Origin of the sequence: Pseudomonas sp. R76 (genome assembly GCF_009834565.1) — a bacterium.
In the GTDB taxonomy this organism is placed as follows: domain Bacteria; phylum Pseudomonadota; class Gammaproteobacteria; order Pseudomonadales; family Pseudomonadaceae; genus Aquipseudomonas.
The window spans coordinates 5,349,798-5,365,612 of sequence record NZ_CP019428.1; the positions used below are offsets into that span (position 1 = coordinate 5,349,798).

Annotated in this window: 14 protein-coding genes; 2 read left to right on the top strand and 12 right to left on the bottom strand. The window is 60.4% G+C overall.

Annotated features, from left to right (window positions below):
• Window positions 1-11 precede the first annotated feature (11 nt).
• A complete protein-coding gene (locus PspR76_RS24140) occupies window positions 12-1,187 on the top strand; it encodes an aminotransferase class V-fold PLP-dependent enzyme (RefSeq protein ID WP_159959356.1) in 1,176 nt (391 codons plus the stop codon).
• 209 nt (window positions 1,188-1,396) lie between these two features.
• Here PspR76_RS24140 and PspR76_RS24145 read toward each other — a convergent pair whose 3' ends face one another.
• The 3 genes from PspR76_RS24145 to zwf are packed head-to-tail and all read right to left on the bottom strand — an operon-like array spanning window position 1,397 to window position 4,246.
• Window positions 1,397-2,062: a bifunctional 4-hydroxy-2-oxoglutarate aldolase/2-dehydro-3-deoxy-phosphogluconate aldolase gene (locus PspR76_RS24145; RefSeq protein WP_026067364.1), complete on the bottom strand. Its 666-nt coding sequence runs from the start codon at window positions 2,060-2,062 to the stop codon at window positions 1,397-1,399.
• 17 nt (window positions 2,063-2,079) lie between these two features.
• Entirely contained in the window at window positions 2,080-2,793 is a 714-nt protein-coding gene (pgl, locus tag PspR76_RS24150; RefSeq protein WP_159959358.1) for a 6-phosphogluconolactonase, read from the bottom strand.
• Window positions 2,780-4,246, bottom strand: coding sequence for a glucose-6-phosphate dehydrogenase (gene zwf / locus PspR76_RS24155; RefSeq protein WP_122674464.1), 1,467 nt, complete (start codon window positions 4,244-4,246; stop codon window positions 2,780-2,782). Before zwf ends, pgl begins: the two co-directional genes overlap by 14 nt.
• Before the next feature lie 219 nt (window positions 4,247-4,465).
• On the opposite strand from zwf, the gene PspR76_RS24160 reads away from it, so the two are divergent.
• Entirely contained in the window at window positions 4,466-5,326 is an 861-nt protein-coding gene (locus tag PspR76_RS24160) for a MurR/RpiR family transcriptional regulator (RefSeq protein WP_170039859.1), read from the top strand.
• Between the two features lie 108 nt (window positions 5,327-5,434).
• On the opposite strand, the gene PspR76_RS24165 is transcribed toward PspR76_RS24160, so the two are convergent.
• From PspR76_RS24165 to PspR76_RS24205, 9 genes are all read right to left on the bottom strand, one after another.
• A complete protein-coding gene (locus PspR76_RS24165) occupies window positions 5,435-6,280 on the bottom strand; it encodes a D-hexose-6-phosphate mutarotase (protein WP_159959360.1) in 846 nt (281 codons plus the stop codon).
• Between the two features lie 219 nt (window positions 6,281-6,499).
• A complete protein-coding gene (locus PspR76_RS24170) occupies window positions 6,500-7,846 on the bottom strand; it encodes a carbohydrate porin (protein ID WP_159959362.1) in 1,347 nt (448 codons plus the stop codon).
• Window positions 7,847-7,930: 84 nt separating this feature from the next.
• A complete protein-coding gene (locus tag PspR76_RS24175) occupies window positions 7,931-9,091 on the bottom strand; it encodes an ABC transporter ATP-binding protein (protein ID WP_159959364.1) in 1,161 nt (386 codons plus the stop codon).
• 2 nt (window positions 9,092-9,093) lie between these two features.
• A complete protein-coding gene (locus tag PspR76_RS24180) occupies window positions 9,094-9,939 on the bottom strand; it encodes a carbohydrate ABC transporter permease (protein WP_159959366.1) in 846 nt (281 codons plus the stop codon).
• Window positions 9,932-10,840, bottom strand: coding sequence for a carbohydrate ABC transporter permease (locus PspR76_RS24185; protein ID WP_017253695.1), 909 nt, complete (start codon window positions 10,838-10,840; stop codon window positions 9,932-9,934). The genes PspR76_RS24180 and PspR76_RS24185 overlap by 8 nt, the downstream gene beginning before the upstream one ends.
• Window positions 10,841-10,932: 92 nt before the next feature.
• Window positions 10,933-12,219 carry an ABC transporter substrate-binding protein gene (locus PspR76_RS24190; protein ID WP_159959368.1) on the bottom strand — a complete coding sequence of 429 codons (1,287 nt, stop codon included), beginning with the start codon at window positions 12,217-12,219 and terminating at the stop codon, window positions 10,933-10,935.
• 104 nt (window positions 12,220-12,323) lie between these two features.
• Window positions 12,324-13,583, bottom strand: a complete 1,260-nt coding sequence (locus tag PspR76_RS24195; RefSeq protein ID WP_159959370.1) for a D-mannose isomerase — start codon at window positions 13,581-13,583, stop codon at window positions 12,324-12,326.
• 257 nt (window positions 13,584-13,840) lie between these two features.
• Entirely contained in the window at window positions 13,841-14,665 is an 825-nt protein-coding gene (locus tag PspR76_RS24200; protein WP_159959372.1) for an ATPase, read from the bottom strand.
• 130 nt (window positions 14,666-14,795) lie between these two features.
• Window positions 14,796-15,794, bottom strand: coding sequence for an NAD-dependent epimerase/dehydratase family protein (locus PspR76_RS24205; RefSeq protein ID WP_159959374.1), 999 nt, complete (start codon window positions 15,792-15,794; stop codon window positions 14,796-14,798).
• Between the last annotated feature and the right edge of the window lie 21 nt (window positions 15,795-15,815).

The window sequence follows — 15,815 nt, forward strand, 5'->3', positions numbered from 1 at the left end:
GAGCCCACGCCATGCCAAGGAATGCTGATAACGAACGTCACTGGCAAGCCATTGCCCAGCGCTATGAGCTGGAGCCCGGCCCGGTCAACCTGGAAAACGGCTATTTCGGGCGCATGAGCCGCGCGGTCCGCGCGCAGTACCTGGAGCATGTGGCGTTTATTAACCGCAGCAACTCGCTGTATGTGCGCCAGCGCTTTGAGCAGGGTGAAAACGTCGAGATCCGTCGCCAACTGGCGGCCCTGATTGATGCCGACCCCGAGGCGATCGCCTTCACCCGCAACGCCACCGAGGCTTTGCAATCACTCATCCGTAACTACAACTGCCTGCAACCCGGCGATCAAGTGCTGATCAGCGACCTGGAGTACGACACGGTCAAAGGCGCGATGCGCTGGTTGGCGGGCTATCGCGGTGTTGAGGTTATTGAGATTTCCCACACTCACCCGTCCACTTTCGACAGCCTGCTGCAGACCTACCGCGATACGTTCGCCCAGTACCCACGCCTCAAGCTGATGGCCCTGACCCATGTGACCCACCGCACAGGCTTGGTGATGCCCGTCGAGGCGATTGCCAAGGCCGCGCGCGAGCATGGCGTTGATGTGATCCTCGATGGCGCCCACGCCTTGGGCCAGATTGAATTCAACCTCGCGCAGCTGGGCATTCAGTTTGCGGGCTTCAACTTGCATAAATGGATCGGTGCGCCGCTGACGCTGGGCTTTTTGTACATCGCCCCGGAGCGCCTTGCGGATATCGACCCGGACATGGGCGAGTTTCACTACCCAGCCACCGACGTACGCGCACGCACGTCGTACAGCACGCCGAATTTTCCGGCGCTGATGACCTTGCCGCTGGTGCTGGAAGAACATCGCGCCTTGGGTGGCTCGGCCGCCAAAGGCGCGCGGGTCAATTACCTGCGCGATTTGTGGGTGAGCCAGGTGCGTGGGTTACCGGGAATTGAAGTACTCACCCCGGACGATCCACGGCTGTATTGCGGGATCACGGCGTTCAAGTTTGTTGGGCGGGATCAGCAGGTGATGGCGGATCGGTTGCTCGAGGATTACGGCTTGTTTACCACGACGCGCACGGGTGCGGCGTTTGGCACCTGTATTCGGGTGACGCCGGGGCTGGTGACAACGGCGGCGGATATCGATGTATTGGTCGACGCGATTACCGCACTGAACAACGATTAAAACTGTGGGAGCTGGCTTGCCTGCGATAGCGGTCTATCAATGAATACATCCCAAGCTGACCCACCGCCATCGCAGGCAAGCCAGCTCCCACACAAGCCCGTTCCCACCTTTGGATTTGTGGTTTTTTACAGGCAAAAAAAAGCGGTACACCGACCAAGTGCACCGCAAAAATGCCGTTAAGCACAGCAACAACGATTCGATAAATCAGCTCAGTCCAGCAGCGCCAGCGCCTGTGCGGTAACTTCCTGGATGCGGGCCCAGTCGCCGTTCTTGACCCATTCCGGGTCGAGCATCCAGCTACCGCCCACGCACATCACGTTTTTCAACGCCATGTAGCTCTTGATGTTGGCCGGGCCAACGCCGCCGGTTGGGCAGAATTTGACTTCGCCGAACGGGCCACCCAGGGCCTTGATCGCCGCGACGCCGCCGCTGACTTCCGCCGGGAACAGCTTGAAGCGGCGATAGCCCAGGCCATAGCCTTCCATGATGCCGGAGGCATTGCTGATGCCCGGCAGCAGTGGGATCGGGCTGTGCACCGAGGCTTCCAGCAGGTCGCGGGTAATGCCGGGGGTGACGATGAATTGCGAGCCGGCCACTTCGGCCGCTTCGAGCATGTGACGGTCGAGCACGGTGCCGGCACCGGTGCACAGTTCAGGGCGCTGCTCACGCAGGACCTGAATGGCCTTGAGGCCGAACTCGGAACGCAGGGTCACTTCCAGTGCGGTCAAACCGCCCGCTGCCAGGGCATCGGCCAGCGGCAGGATGTCCTGTTCGCGAGCGATGGTGATGACCGGCAGGATCCGCGCCTTGGCGCAGAGGCTGTCGATCAGGGCAACTTTATCCGCCATGGACACGGTCGGTTGAGGGCTTTTCATAGCGGCTGATCCTTGGCTCATGGGCACCAGTAAATCTCTAAAGTAGGTTGCAAAAACGCGCGAATCGGCATGGCAGCAACGTCGTCACTGGCCAGCGCGGCGCTCAAGGTGGTCAATTTCGAGCTGCCGGAAATCGACAGCACGGTGTAGTGGGCCGTGGCCAGCAACGCGCGACTCATGGTCAGGCGCTGGTGCGGCACGGTCGGCGCCAGCATCGGCCAGCAACGGCGGGTGCCGTCGGCCTTCAGTGCCTCGCCCAGGTTGGGGCTGTTGGGGAACAGCGATGCGGTGTGGCCGTCATCGCCCATGCCGAGTACCAGCACATCAATGGCGGGCAACTCTGCCAACTGGCGATCGGCCAGTTCGGCGGCGTCTTCAAGATTCGCGGCAACGTTGTACAGGCTGAGGAACTTGGCCTTGGCGGCCGGGCCTTGCAGCAAGTACTTCTTCAACAGGCCGGCATTGCTGTCGGCGTGTTCCACCGGCACCCAGCGCTCGTCGGCGAGGGTGATGGTGACCTTGGACCAGTCCAGGCCTTGCTTGGCCAGGTTCTGGAAAAACGCCACGGGGCTGCGGCCACCGGACACCACCAGGGTCGCTTCGCCACGTGCACTGATGGCCGCGCGCAGTTGCTCGGCCACGTCATTGGCCAGGCCGTCGGCCAGCAGCACAGGCGTGCGGTACTCATGGGCAGTGACGCCCTGAGGCAGTTTCAATTCAGATATCGCCATACCACGACCTCCCATCCCGCGTGATCAGTGCAATCGAGCTCATCGGCCCCCACGACCCGGCCGCGTACGGCTTGGGCGCATCACCGGATTTTTTCCACCCGGCGATCAACTGGTCACACCACTTCCACGCGGCTTCGATTTCATCTTTGCGAACAAACAGGTTCTGATTGCCGCGCATCACTTCCAGCAACAACCGCTCGTAGGCATCCGGAATACGGGCGCTGCGGTAGGTGTCGGAAAAATTCAGTTGCAGCGGGCCACTGCGCAGCTGCATGCCCTTGTCCAGGCCCTGCTCCTTGGTCATCACACGCAAGGAAATACCTTCGTCCGGTTGCAGGCGGATGATCAGTTTGTTGCTGATCTGCAGGCGCTGCTCGGGGGCGAAGATGTAGTGGGACGGTTCCTTGAAGTGGATGACGATCTGCGACAGCTTTTGCGGCATGCGCTTGCCGGTCCGCAGGTAGAACGGCACCCCGGCCCAACGCCAGTTGCGAATATCGGCACGCAGGGCGACGAAGGTTTCGGTATCGCTCTGGGTGTTGGAATTCTCTTCTTCCAGGTAACCCGGCACTGCCTTGCCGGCGCTGTAACCGGCGATGTACTGGCCACGCACCACTTGCGTGGTCAGGCCGTCCGGGCTGATCGGCGCCAGGGCCTTGAGCACCTTGACCTTCTCGTCACGGATGCTGTCGGCGGACAAGTCGGCCGGCGGGTCCATGGCGATCAGGCAAAGCAGCTGCAACAGGTGGTTCTGGATCATGTCGCGCAGCTGGCCGGCCTTGTCGAAGTAACCCCAACGGCCTTCGATACCGACCTGCTCGGCCACGGTGATTTCCACGTGGGAAATGTAATTCTGGTTCCACTGGGTTTCGAACAGGCTGTTGGCGAAACGCAGCGCAATAAGGTTCTGGACCGTCTCTTTGCCCAGGTAGTGGTCGATGCGGTAGGTGCGGTTTTCCGGGAAAAACTGCGCCACGGCGTCGTTGACCTTGCGCGAGGATTCCAGGTCCGAACCAATCGGCTTTTCCAGCACGACGCGGGTGTTTTCCGCCAGGCCGACCTTGGACAGGTTCTCGCAGATCGCGCCGTACACCGCCGCCGGGGTGGCGAAGTAGGCAATCAGGCGTTGTTCGGTGCCGGCGATTTCAGCCAGGGCCACGTAGTCGTCGGCCTTCATGAAGTCGACGTGTACATAGGTCAGCCGCGCCAGGAAACGCTGAGCGATGGCTTCGTCCAGTTCCTTGCCGACGTATTTACGCAGTTCTTTTTCGATATGCGCCAGGTGCTGCTGCTCGGAACCGGCTTCACGGGCCAGGGCCAGGATGCGCGTGTCGTCGTGCAGGAGCCCTGCGCCGTCCAGCTGATAGAGGGCAGGAAATAACTTGCGCAGCGCCAGATCACCCAACGCGCCAAACAGGGCAAAGGTGCAGGGTTCTACGGTTATCGAAGGCATGATGTTTGTTCTTTTATCAAGTTAAGCTACAAATACCTTTTTTCAAGGCATCACTCAAGGAAAAATGTAGTAATAACCACAACATTTTCCCAAAATATGCATTCCGAGTGGTGGTGTTCAGCTACCCTCAGTAGGATAGGCCACCGCAAAGGGCCACTCGTCGATTGGCTACCGCCCTTAATTTGCATCGTCGCCCGAAGGAAAGACTGAATGGACCGCGTGCGAAATCTTCTGGAACAAATCCGGAACCGCCTCGAAGAATTGAACAAGGCCGAGAAAAAAGTCGCCGAGGTCATCCTGCTCAACCCACAGCAGGCGACCCGCTTCTCTATCGCCGCCCTCGCCCAAGCCGCCTCGGTCAGTGAACCGACGGTCAACCGCTTCTGCCGTTCATTCGGCGTCAGTGGCTACCCTGAACTTAAATTGCAGCTGGCGCAAAGTTTGGCCAGTGGTGCGGCGTATGTCAGCCGTGCCGTGGAAGCCGATGATAACCCCGAGGCGTACACGCAGAAGATCTTCGGCAGCGCCATTGCCTCGCTGGACAGCGCCTGCCAGGCTCTGGACCCGGCCCTGATCAGCAAGGCCGTGGACCTGTTGATCCAGGCGCGGCAGATCCACTTCTTCGGCCTGGGTGCTTCGGCGCCGGTGGCCATGGATGCGCTGCACAAGTTCTTCCGCTTCAACCTGGCGGTCACCGCCCATGCCGACGTGCTGATGCAGCGCATGATCGCGTCGGTGGCGCACACCGGCGAGCTGTTCGTGATTATTTCCTACACCGGGCGTACCCGCGAGCTGGTGGAAGTGGCGCGTATAGCGCGGGAAAACGGTGCGTCGGTGCTGGGCGTAACTGCCGAGAACTCGCCATTGGCCAAGGCCAGTACGGTGAGCTTGAACATTCCGTTGCCGGAAGACACCGACATCTACATGCCGATGACGTCGCGGATCATCCAACTGACGGTGCTGGATGTGCTGGCCACCGGCATGACCTTGCGCCGTGGCGTGGATTTCCAGCCGCATTTGCGCAAGATCAAAGAGAGCTTGAATGACAGCCGGTATCCGGTTGGGGATGAGTTTAACTAGTTCCAGATCGTTCCCACGCTCTGCGTGGGAATGCATCCTGTGACGCTCCGCGTCACGAGCGGACGCAGAGCGTCCAAGGCGGCATTCCCACGCGGAGCGTGGGAACGATCATGCCCCAGCCCTTGCCTGCAAACTCAGATGCGCCCTCTCCCCCGGCGCCAAGCTGGCCCCGGCCATCGCCGACTCCACGCACACAAACCCCGCCGCCTCGTTAAAGCTCACGCCCAACAAAGGTCGGCTGCCCGGGTGCCACACCACCGTGTCGGCGCTGTCGCCGGTGTCGATGCACAGCTCGCGCTGCCAGGCATGGTCCTTGAGGTGTAATTCCCCGTCATGCTGGAACACCCGCTGGCAGCCGCCATCCACGCGGAGCTCGCCTTCCTGCTGGCAAACCTGGCGATTGAGCTGGTCATAACCTTGCGCGCCGTCGAGCCCAGACAGCGCTATCTCACCGACATTGCCGATACGCCAATAGGCGTGCAAAGCATGGCTCAACTGGCACGGCAACTCGTCCTGATGCTCGGTGCACAGGCGCAGTTCCAGGGTTTCGCCCAGGTGTGCGTGCAGGTCGACCTGCCAGTCGCACAGCTGCAATTGCCAGTGCAGGCGTACGCCATCGTCGTCGGCGCTGCTGTCGAGCAGCTTCCAGTCGATCAACCGCGCCCAGCCATGGGACGGCCACGCGTTTTCGCTCGGGTGGCGCCCATACCACGGCCAGCACACCGGCACGCCGCCACGGATGGCGCCGACTTGCGGCCACTTGGCCGCACACCACAGCCAGGGTTTCTGGCCACGCGGTTGAAAGTGCAGCAATTGCGCGCCCTGGCGACTGAACACCGCCTGGCACAGCGGATGGTCAATCACCAACACGTCGCGCATCTGAAAGCGCTCCCAGGCGAACACCGGTTGTTCGCGCAGGGATTTGAAAAAGCGTTGCAGCGGATGCTCATGCATGTGCCACGGTCCTGAAATTCAGTGTTGCTCAAGCTTGGTTACCCTGTGGGAGCTGGCTTGCCTGCGATGGCATCGCCTCGGCCATCCAGGCAGACCGCATCGTTCGCATCGCAGGCAAGCCAGCTCCCACAGGGGTAGTGCAGCGCGACCCAAAAAAAAGCGGATAGCCATGGCTACCCGCAAAATGCGCACAGAGAGAAGGAGCTTATCGCAACAGCGTTAGAACGTAGACTGAATTTTCAGGCCCGCCACTACCGCGTTGTCGACTTGTTTCACACCGCCTGGGTTGGCGACGTATTGCAGGTTAGGACGCACGGTCAGCCAGTTGGTAACGTGGATGCCGTAGTTGAGTTCGACGTTGTACTCAGTGTTACGCAGCGGTGCGTAGCCCGCTTGATCGTAATCAGTGAAGCCACCAGCCGCATTGAGCAACTCAGCGGTTTTCTTCACGTCACTGTTGGCGTGGATACGCGACACACCGATACCGACGTCATCCTTGGTACGCGAGTCGAATGGCCCTTTGTACACAAGCATCAACGACTGGTAGTTGTCGACCAGGTTGGTGTCTTTGTCGTGGAAGGTCACGTTGGCCGCGATGTTCAGACCGCGGGAAGCGTCGCCATTGTGCGTGGTGAGTTGTTGTTGCAGAACACCCCAGTAGCCGCTTTTGCTGCTGCGAACGCGGAAGGCTGCGCCGGTGGTGCCAGCATCACCGCCATTGACGTCTTCACGTACGTCGGTGGCATCGGCAGTACTCTTGTAGTAACCCACACGGTATTCGCCCGGCAGGCCATTGACCTTCGGCGACCAGACCAATTCCACCGGCAATACGGTGCCCTTGGTGCCGCTGCCGCTGAGCTTGAAGCCGTTGCCGTGCTCCAGCTGCGATGGGTTCTGGTTGTACGCACCGATTTGCGCATACAGCTCAGGCGTGATGTTGTACTTCACGCGGATCGCCGCCTGGCTGACAGGCCAGTTGTACCAGGTGTTTACATAGTTACCCACTTGCGAACCGCAGAACGACAGGTTCTGGAAGTCGCATGGGAAGGTGTTGAAGTCTTCGCCTTCACCGAAGTAACCGAGCTTCACGTCCAGCTTGTTGTCGAACATCTGGTGCTGGATCCAGAACTGGGTCAGACGCACCATGTGGCCACGGCCATCAACTTCTTGAGACGAACTCAAGGTGCCGGCACGCGGGTCACCAATACGGTCATTGGAGATGTTCGCGCCATTACGGTTGGTCAGTTGGATCTTGGCCTGAGTGTTATCCCAGCCAAACAGCTTTTGCAGATCCAGTGCTACGCCCAGACCGAACTGGTCAGCGTAACGGGCAGTTTTGTCGTCGTTGTAGCCGCCGCGAAGGTTGGCGCCCACTTCCCCAACGTAGTCAGCCTTGATGTCGATACCTTGCTCAATGAGCTTGGTCCGCTCGCCGCCCCAATCGCCCGTCATCCACTTGGAATCGGAGCTGAATGCATCGGCCGCCATCGCATTGGCGGACAATACCAGGGCTGCTGCTGCTGACAGTTGGCAGAGCAGCCGGGTGTTGTTGTGTTGCTTTTTCATCCCTACATCCTCGTCTTTATTGTTATTAAACTGTTTTTATCTAACGCGGGTTACATTTTTATCTAAAACAACAGGTTACCTGCTTCAGCGGCCTTTGAATTGGGCCACGTTGTCGGCATGCCCGTGTGCAGGCAATGATGCAGCAGTGCCCAAGCGTTCGCCGGTTTTGGCGTCGAACAGCAATACCTTGGCCGGGTCGAATTGCAGGGTCAGGGTCTCGCCCACCTGCGGTGCCACGTCGGGTGCCAGGCGGCAGCAGACTTTGGTGTCATTGAGTTGCACAAACACCAGGGTGTCCGGGCCGGTCGGCTCGGTGACCTGCACCTCAGCGCGAATGCTCGACGCGCTGTCGCCCTCGCCCGCCGCCAGCATGATTTGCTCCGGGCGCAGGCCCAGGATCACGTCGCGGTCCTCAAGACCGGCGTCCGACACGTTAAGCGCCAGCTCGCAACGGGCCTGGCCACTGTCGAGCAGCGCCACCAGGCGACCGTCCTTGCGTTGCAGGCGCAGCGGCACGAAGTTCATCGGCGGCGAGCCGATAAAGCTGGCCACGAATTGGTTGGCCGGGTTGTTGTAGATCTCTTTCGGCGTGCCGAACTGCTGGATAATGCCGTCCTTCATCACCGCCACTTTATCGCCCAGGGTCATCGCTTCGATTTGATCGTGGGTGACGTAGACGGTGGTGGTTTTCAGGCGCTGGTGCATCAACTTCATTTCGGTGCGCATCTCGACGCGCAGCTTGGCGTCGAGGTTGGACAGCGGTTCGTCGAACAGGTAGATCTTCGGCCGACGCGCCAGGGCACGGCCCATGGCCACACGCTGTTGCTGGCCACCCGAAAGCTGGCCCGGCTTGCGGTTAAGCAGGTGTTCGATCTGCAGCAGCTTGGCCACGCGCGCCACTTCGGCGTCGATGTCAGCCTGAGCCATCTTGCGGATTTTCAGGCCGAATTCGATGTTCTCGCGCACGCTCATGGTCGGGTACAGCGCGTAGGACTGGAACACCATGGCGATGTCACGGTCCTTGGGGCTCATGCCGCTCACGTCCTGGTCGCCGATCATGATCGCGCCGCCGGTGATGGTCTCAAGCCCGGCGATGCAGTTCATCAACGTGGATTTACCGCACCCCGAAGGGCCGACCAGAATCAGGAACTCGCCCTCTTTGATCGACAGTTCGATGTTCTTCAAGGTGTCGGGCAGGCCGGCGCCATAGGTCTTGTTTACATTGCGAAGTTCAAGCGTAGCCATGATTACCCCTTGACCGCGCCGGCCGTGAGGCCGCGCACGAAATACTTGCCTGCGATCACATAGACCAGCAGGGTCGGCAGCCCGGCGATCATCGCCGCCGCCATATCCACGTTATATTCCTTGGCCCCGGTGCTGGTGTTGACCAGGTTGTTCAGCGCCACCGTGATGGGCTGCGAGTCGCCGCTGGAGAACACCACACCGAACAGGAAGTCGTTCCAGATCTGAGTGAACTGCCAGATCAGGCAGACCATGATGATCGGGGTCGACATCGGCAGAATGATCTGACGGAAGATGGTGAAAAAGCCTGCACCGTCCAGTCGTGCCGCCTTGATCAGCGCGTCAGGAATGCTCACGTAGTAGTTACGGAAGAACAGTGTAGTAAACGCCAACCCGTAGACCACGTGCACAAACACCAGGCCCGTGGTGGTGCTGGCCAGGCCCATCTTGCCGAGGGTGAACGAGGCTGGCAGCAACACCGTCTGGAACGGCAGGAAACAGCCGAACAACAGCAGGCCGAAGAACAACTGCGAGCCTTTGAAGCGCCAGAACGACAGCACGTAGCCGTTCAGCGCGCCGATGGCGGTTGAGATCAGCACCGCCGGAACGGTGATCTTGATCGAGTTCCAGAAGTAACCGTCAACAGTGGCCCAGGCCTTGACCCAGCCGATGCCGGTGACCACGGTCGGCCAGCTCAGCAGGTTGCCGGTGCTGATGTCTTCCGGGGTTTTAAAGCTGGTCAGCAGCATCACCACCAGCGGCACCAGGTACAACAGCACAGCGAGGATCAGCACCGCGTAGATCGCGACGCGACTCAGGCTGATGGAAGGTTTGGAAGCGAGACTAGTCATTACGCTTGGTCCTCAGCTCGGAGTACAGGTAAGGCACGATGATCGCGAGGATCGCGCCGAGCATCAGGATTGCACTGGCCGAGCCCATGCCCATCTGGCCACGACTGAAGGTGAACGAGTACATGAACATCGCGGGCAGGTCGGAGGAGTAGCCCGGGCCGCCAGCGGTCATCGCCGCGACCAGGTCGAAGCTCTTGATCGCAATGTGCGCGAGGATCATCACCGCACTGAAGAACACCGGACGCAGGCTTGGCAGCACCACGCTCCAGTAGATACGCGGCAGGCTGGCGCCGTCGATCTGGGCGGCACGAATGATCGATTGATCAACGCCACGCAGGCCGGCGAGGAACATCGCCATGATGAAGCCCGAGGCTTGCCATACGGCGGCAATCACCAGGCAGTACACCACGCGGTCCGGGTCGATCAGCCAGTCGAGACGGAAGCCTTCCCAGCCCCAGTCACGCAGAAGTTTGTCCAGGCCCATGCCCGGGTTGAGCAGCCATTTCCAGGCCGTACCGGTCACGATCATCGAGAGCGCCATCGGGTACAGGTAAATGGTGCGGATAAAACCTTCGCGGCGGATTTTCTGGTCGAGGAAGATCGCCAGGGTCACGCCAATCACCAGGGTGATACCGATAAACATCCCGCCAAAAACCGCCAGGTTCTTGCTCGCTACCCACCAGCGGTCGTTGTCGAACAACCGCGCATATTGCGCAAGACCGGCCCATTTGTAGCTTGGCAGGAACGTGGAATTGGTGAACGACAGAACGAACGTCCACAGGATGTAACCGTAGAAGCCCACCAGCACGATGAACATGCTGGGCGCAAGCACCAGTTTAGGGAGCCAGCGCTGCAGTGCATCGAACGGCGAGGCCTTGCTGAACACAGCAACAGAACTCATGGGAAAATCCAGTACAGAGAAAAAGGACTACAGGAACAAACCTTGTGAGGGGTCAGGGGGTTTCCCCCCACAAGGATCAGCCGTGCTAACCGTTACTTCGCAGACTTGATCGCAGCGCCGAGTTTCTTGGCGGTGTCGGCCGGGTCGGCTTTCGGGTCGTTGATGTAGTTGGTCACGACATCAAAGAACGCACCTTGCACAGCCAGGGTGGTGGCCATGTTGTGCGCCATGCTTGGCTGCAGGCCGCCGGTCTTGGCGTCAGCCAGGAAGTCCTTGGCAGCGGTCTGGGCGCAGGAATCGAAACCGAGCTTGTCCATTTCATTGAGCATGTCGGTACGAACCGGGATCGAGCCTTTGTTGATGCTGAAGACTTTCTGGAAGTTCTCACCCAGCACGACTTTGGCGATGTCCTGCTGACCGGCAGCAGTGCCTTTGTCTTTCTGCTTGAACACCGCCAGGGAGTCGATGTTGTAGGTGAAGGCTTTGTCGGTGCCAGGGAAGGCTACGCACTCGTAGTCCTTGCCGGCGACTTTCTTGGCGGCGGTCCATTCGGACTTGGCCCAGTCACCCATGATCTGCATGCCGGCCTTGCCGTTGATGACCTTGCCTGCTTCGAGGTTCCAGTCCTGGCCTTTGCCGTCAACGTCCATGTAGGTCGCGACTTTCTTCAGCTCAGTCAGGGCCTTGACCATTTCCGGGCCGGTGAGCGCGCCGTTATCCAGGTCGACCAGGGCTTTCTTGTAGCCATCGGCGCCCATTACCGACAGGACTACCGCTTCGAATACGGTGCTGTCCTGCCAAGGCTGGCCACCGTGGGCCAGCGGAATGAAGCCCGCGGCTTTCAGCTTGTCGCCGGCTGCGTAGAATTCTTCGAGGGTGGTCGGGTTTTTGGTGATACCGGCTTTCTTGAAGACTTCCGGGTTGATCCACAGCCAGTTCACGCGGTGGATATTGACCGGTACGGCGACGTAGTCACCTTCGTACTTCACGGTGTCGGAGACTTTCTTGTCGAGCAGGGAGTCCCACTTCTCGTCCTTGGACACTTGTTTCAGGACGTCGGTGTCGAGCAAGCCAGTCGATGCCCACTCCTGGATGTCGGGGCCTTTGATCTGGGCCACGCCCGGTGGGTTACCGGCCACTGCGCGGCTTTTCAGCACAGTCATGGCCGTGGCACCACCGCCACCTGCGACGGCACCGTCTTTCCAGGTGAAGCCGTCTTTCTCAACTTGGGCCTTCAGGACATCTACAGCCGCTTTTTCACCGCCGGAGGTCCACCAATGCACAACTTCAACCGTCCCTTTCGAGTCGGCGGCAAATGCACTGAGGGGAAACAACGAGGCAATGGAAATAGCGACGGCGAGGCGATTAATCGCGTTCATCTGAGTACCTTTTCTTGTTGTTATGCATGCAAGTCTAGAGCTTGCGCTGCACGGAGTTTAAACAGGGATTTTCCGGGCGCAGGTAACAAAGGGACGTACAAATGTCACCACTTGGTGACATAAAGGCCCCGACCCAACGCACTGGTCATGCTGGGTGACAAGGGTAGCGCAGGCAGCACCACCGCTTGCCAGGCGTGATAAAGGTCCGGTTTACCGCCCCAGATCTTGCTGCTGGGCTGGTTGTGCGGGCTGAGTTCGTGATGCCAACTGCCGTGGATACGGTCGATGAAGTGAGTTTCGCAAAACTCCCAGAAGCGCCGATACCAGGTTTCGTAATGCAGCTCACCGGTACGTTTGAGCAAGGCCTGTGCGGCGGCGCTGGCCTCGGCGTGGGTCCAGTGCAGGCGTTCGCGCACCACCGGGCGATGGTTCCAGTCCAGGGTGTAGACAATGCCGGGAGCACCGTCCACCGCCCAGGCGTATTCGCAGGCACTGGCGAACAAGCCTTGGGCGTCGGTTACCAGCCAGTCCGGCGTGGCCAGACCGGCTTGCAGGCGTGCGGCTTCCAGGTGCAGCACCAGCCGCGCCCACTCAAAGCCGTGACCGGGGGTGATGCCATACGGGCGGAAGCCATCGGCGGGGTTGTCTTCGTTGTAGCTGAGCAGCGGTTTCCAGTGGGCGTCGAAATGCTCGATGACCATAAACTGATTGCCGGCTGCGTGGCTGTGGATAACCCGCTCGACGATACGCAGCGCGCGGTCCAGCCAGCGCGTATCACCGGTGACATCCGCCAGGGCCAGGAACGCCTCGGTGGCGTGCATGTTGCTGTTGGCGCCGCGATAAGCCTCCACACCCGTCCAGTCCTGGGCAAAGGATTCGAGCATGACGCCCTCTTCCTCGCTCCAGAAAAACTGGTCGATGATGTGCACGGCGTCGTTCAACAGATTTTGCGCACCGGGCGCGCCGGCCACCACTGCCGAGCTGGCCGCCAAGGCGACGAATGCATGCAGGTAAGCCGCTTTGCCACGGTTGCCATCAAGCGCGTGAGGCGCAGCAAACCAGCCACCGTGCTCGCTGTCGCGCAACGGGCCACTGAGCGCCGCAACGCCGTGCGCCACCAGCTCGGCATAACCGGGCAGCCCCATGGCGTGGGCCATGGCGAAGCTGTGGGTCATGCGGGCGGTGTTCATGGTTTCGGCGTGGGCGTCGGCCGGGAGTTGGCCGTTGTCATCGAGGTTGCCAAAGCCGTCAGAAAGGCGTGAAGCCTTGGCGAATGCCAGCAGGCGCTGGCCTTCGGTGGCAAGCCAGGAGTGATGGGCAGGTGCGTTCAGCCAACTGCTGGCAGGCAGTGGTTGGGTGGTCATAAGTAGCCCTTATTATTTTTTATGGGATGACAGGAGTCTAAACAAGGGCGCGTTGGGGGCAAGTAACGAAGGGGAGGGGAAATGTCACTGGGCGGTGACATTTACCAAAACGATCGTTCCCACGCTCTGCGTGGGAACGCAACCTCGGACGCTCCGCGTCCAGCAGACGACGAATGGCTTAAGCTCCACGCAAGGGTGACGCAGAGCGTCACGGGATGCATTCCCACGCAGAGCGTGGGAATGATCAGGTCCGTGTACTACTGCCCCAGCGGCCTGATCTTCGCGGGCGCGTTGAGCTGTTGTTGCAGGTTCTGCACCTGGCTCTGCAAGGTGGTGATATTGCGCGTGGTCTGGATGCGGAACACGTCGAACTCTTTATTGGTCGGCGCATCACTGTTAACCGGCTGGCTGTCCTGCGCGCTTTTGAGCACCACCAGGTCTTGCTCGATACGGGCAATCGCGGCGCTCGGGTTGCCCTGTTTCTTCAGCGCGGCCACGTCGGCGGACAGCTCCTTGACGTCACCTTGCGCCGCCTTGAGCGTTGCCACCGCCTCGGTCAGCGCCTGCACCTGGCCTTGCAGCTTGCTGTTGGCGTTCGACAGGTCGGTGGTGCTGGCGGTCATTTGTGCCAGGCGCTGGTCCAGTTCGGTGGCTTGACCGGCGACACCGACCTGCTGCTTGCCTTGCTCCTGCAACTGCGCTTCCAACTGCTTGATCTGTAATTTCAGCGCTTCACTGCCGTTGTTCACGTTGGCTTCGCTGGCTACCACCTTGCCGGAAATGTCCTGCAGGCGCCCCGCCGCTTCCTCGCTGATGCGCGCAAAACTTTCCTGGGTGGCGACCAATTGCTGGCCCATCAGGGAAATCTGCTGGAAGCTCCACCAGGCAAGGCCCGCAAAGGCGATCAGCAGCGCGCCGACCAACGCCCACAACGGGCCGGTGCTGGCGCTCTTGACCTTGACCACAGGCGTATTGCGCGAGCGCACCGACGTGGCCGGGCTTGGCTCGAAATCATCATCGTCCCCGATGTCGGCCCGCAGGCTGGGAACGTTGTCGAAGTCGTCTTTAGCATCGTTACGCATGAATCAACCCTGAATCGGTGAGATGGCTACCTTAAAAAAAGCCGAGCGACCGCAGTATAAACCGCGCCTGCGCCGCACTGATCGACCCGGAACCGCGGATTCGGTTCCCGAAGTGTTGCTGGGTGTGAGCTTACTGGCGCCCCGGATCCTGGGCGCGCCACCAGCTGCAGAACTCATCGAGCGCAGTCCACAGGCTGACCTTGGGCTCGTAGTCCAGATAATGCCTCGCCCGGCTGATGTCGAGGGTGAAATCTTTGTTCATCACCTGCATGCCCAAGCGTGACAACGCCGGCTCCGGGCGCCCTGGCCACATGGCGCAGAATGCTTCGTTCAACGCCGCCACGCTGTAGGACAAACCGTAAGAGCGATAACGCGTGACTTGGGGCATGTCCATCTGGCGCATCACGTAGTTGACCACATCCCACACCGGCACCGGCGTGCCGTTGCTGATGTTGTAGGCCTTGCCCAACGCCGAGCCGGTCGCGAGCAAACTGCTCAGCAGCGCTTCGTTGAGGTTGTGCACGCTGGTGAAGTCGACCTTGTTCAGGCCGTCGCCGACGATCGCCAGGCGGTTCTTGCGCTGCATTTTCAACAGGCGCGGGAAGATGCTCATGTCACCGGCACCGGTGACGAAACGCGGGCGCAGGGCCAGCACTTCCAGGCCGAATTCCTGGGCACCGAACACCTTTTGCTCCGCCAGGTACTTGGTGGCCGCGTACGGGTGCTTGAAGCGCTTGGGCACTTGCTCTTCGGTCAACCCGAGGTGGTCGCGCCCATCGAAGTAGATCGACGGCGACGACAGGTGCACCAGGCGCCCGACGCGCTGCTTGAGGCAGGCCTCGACAACGTTTTCGGTGACCAGCACGTTGCCTTGATGAAAGTCCTGATACTTGCCCCATAGCCCGACAGCGCCGGCGCAATGCACCACCGCTTCGACATCGCGGCACAGGTCGCGCACCAGGTCGGCGTCATTCAAATCACCCTGGATAAACTCGGCGCCACGCCGTACCAGATGTTCCACACCTTCGGCACGCCGCCCGTTGACCCGCACGTCCAGGCCCTGCTCCAGGGCGAAACGCGCAAAGCGCCCGCCGATGAAGCCGCTTGCGCCGGTGACCAGAATTTTCATGTATTACCCCGTGTTCTTTCG

What these genes read in the sequence shown, in the direction of transcription:
- PspR76_RS24140 (WP_159959356.1), top strand. Translation starts at nt 12, where the DNA reads ATGCCAAGGAATGCTGATAACGAACGTCACTGGCAAGCCATTGCCCAG.
- PspR76_RS24145 (WP_026067364.1), bottom strand. Translation starts at nt 2,062, where the DNA reads ATGAAAAGCCCTCAACCGACCGTGTCCATGGCGGATAAAGTTGCCCTG.
- pgl (WP_159959358.1), bottom strand. Translation starts at nt 2,793, where the DNA reads ATGGCGATATCTGAATTGAAACTGCCTCAGGGCGTCACTGCCCATGAG.
- zwf (WP_122674464.1), bottom strand. Translation starts at nt 4,246, where the DNA reads ATGCCTTCGATAACCGTAGAACCCTGCACCTTTGCCCTGTTTGGCGCG.
- PspR76_RS24165 (WP_159959360.1), bottom strand. Translation starts at nt 6,280, where the DNA reads ATGCATGAGCATCCGCTGCAACGCTTTTTCAAATCCCTGCGCGAACAA.
- PspR76_RS24170 (WP_159959362.1), bottom strand. Translation starts at nt 7,846, where the DNA reads ATGAAAAAGCAACACAACAACACCCGGCTGCTCTGCCAACTGTCAGCA.
- PspR76_RS24175 (WP_159959364.1), bottom strand. Translation starts at nt 9,091, where the DNA reads ATGGCTACGCTTGAACTTCGCAATGTAAACAAGACCTATGGCGCCGGC.
- PspR76_RS24180 (WP_159959366.1), bottom strand. Translation starts at nt 9,939, where the DNA reads ATGACTAGTCTCGCTTCCAAACCTTCCATCAGCCTGAGTCGCGTCGCG.
- PspR76_RS24185 (WP_017253695.1), bottom strand. Translation starts at nt 10,840, where the DNA reads ATGAGTTCTGTTGCTGTGTTCAGCAAGGCCTCGCCGTTCGATGCACTG.
- PspR76_RS24190 (WP_159959368.1), bottom strand. Translation starts at nt 12,219, where the DNA reads ATGAACGCGATTAATCGCCTCGCCGTCGCTATTTCCATTGCCTCGTTG.
- PspR76_RS24195 (WP_159959370.1), bottom strand. Translation starts at nt 13,583, where the DNA reads ATGACCACCCAACCACTGCCTGCCAGCAGTTGGCTGAACGCACCTGCC.
- PspR76_RS24200 (WP_159959372.1), bottom strand. Translation starts at nt 14,665, where the DNA reads ATGCGTAACGATGCTAAAGACGACTTCGACAACGTTCCCAGCCTGCGG.
- PspR76_RS24205 (WP_159959374.1), bottom strand. Translation starts at nt 15,794, where the DNA reads ATGAAAATTCTGGTCACCGGCGCAAGCGGCTTCATCGGCGGGCGCTTT.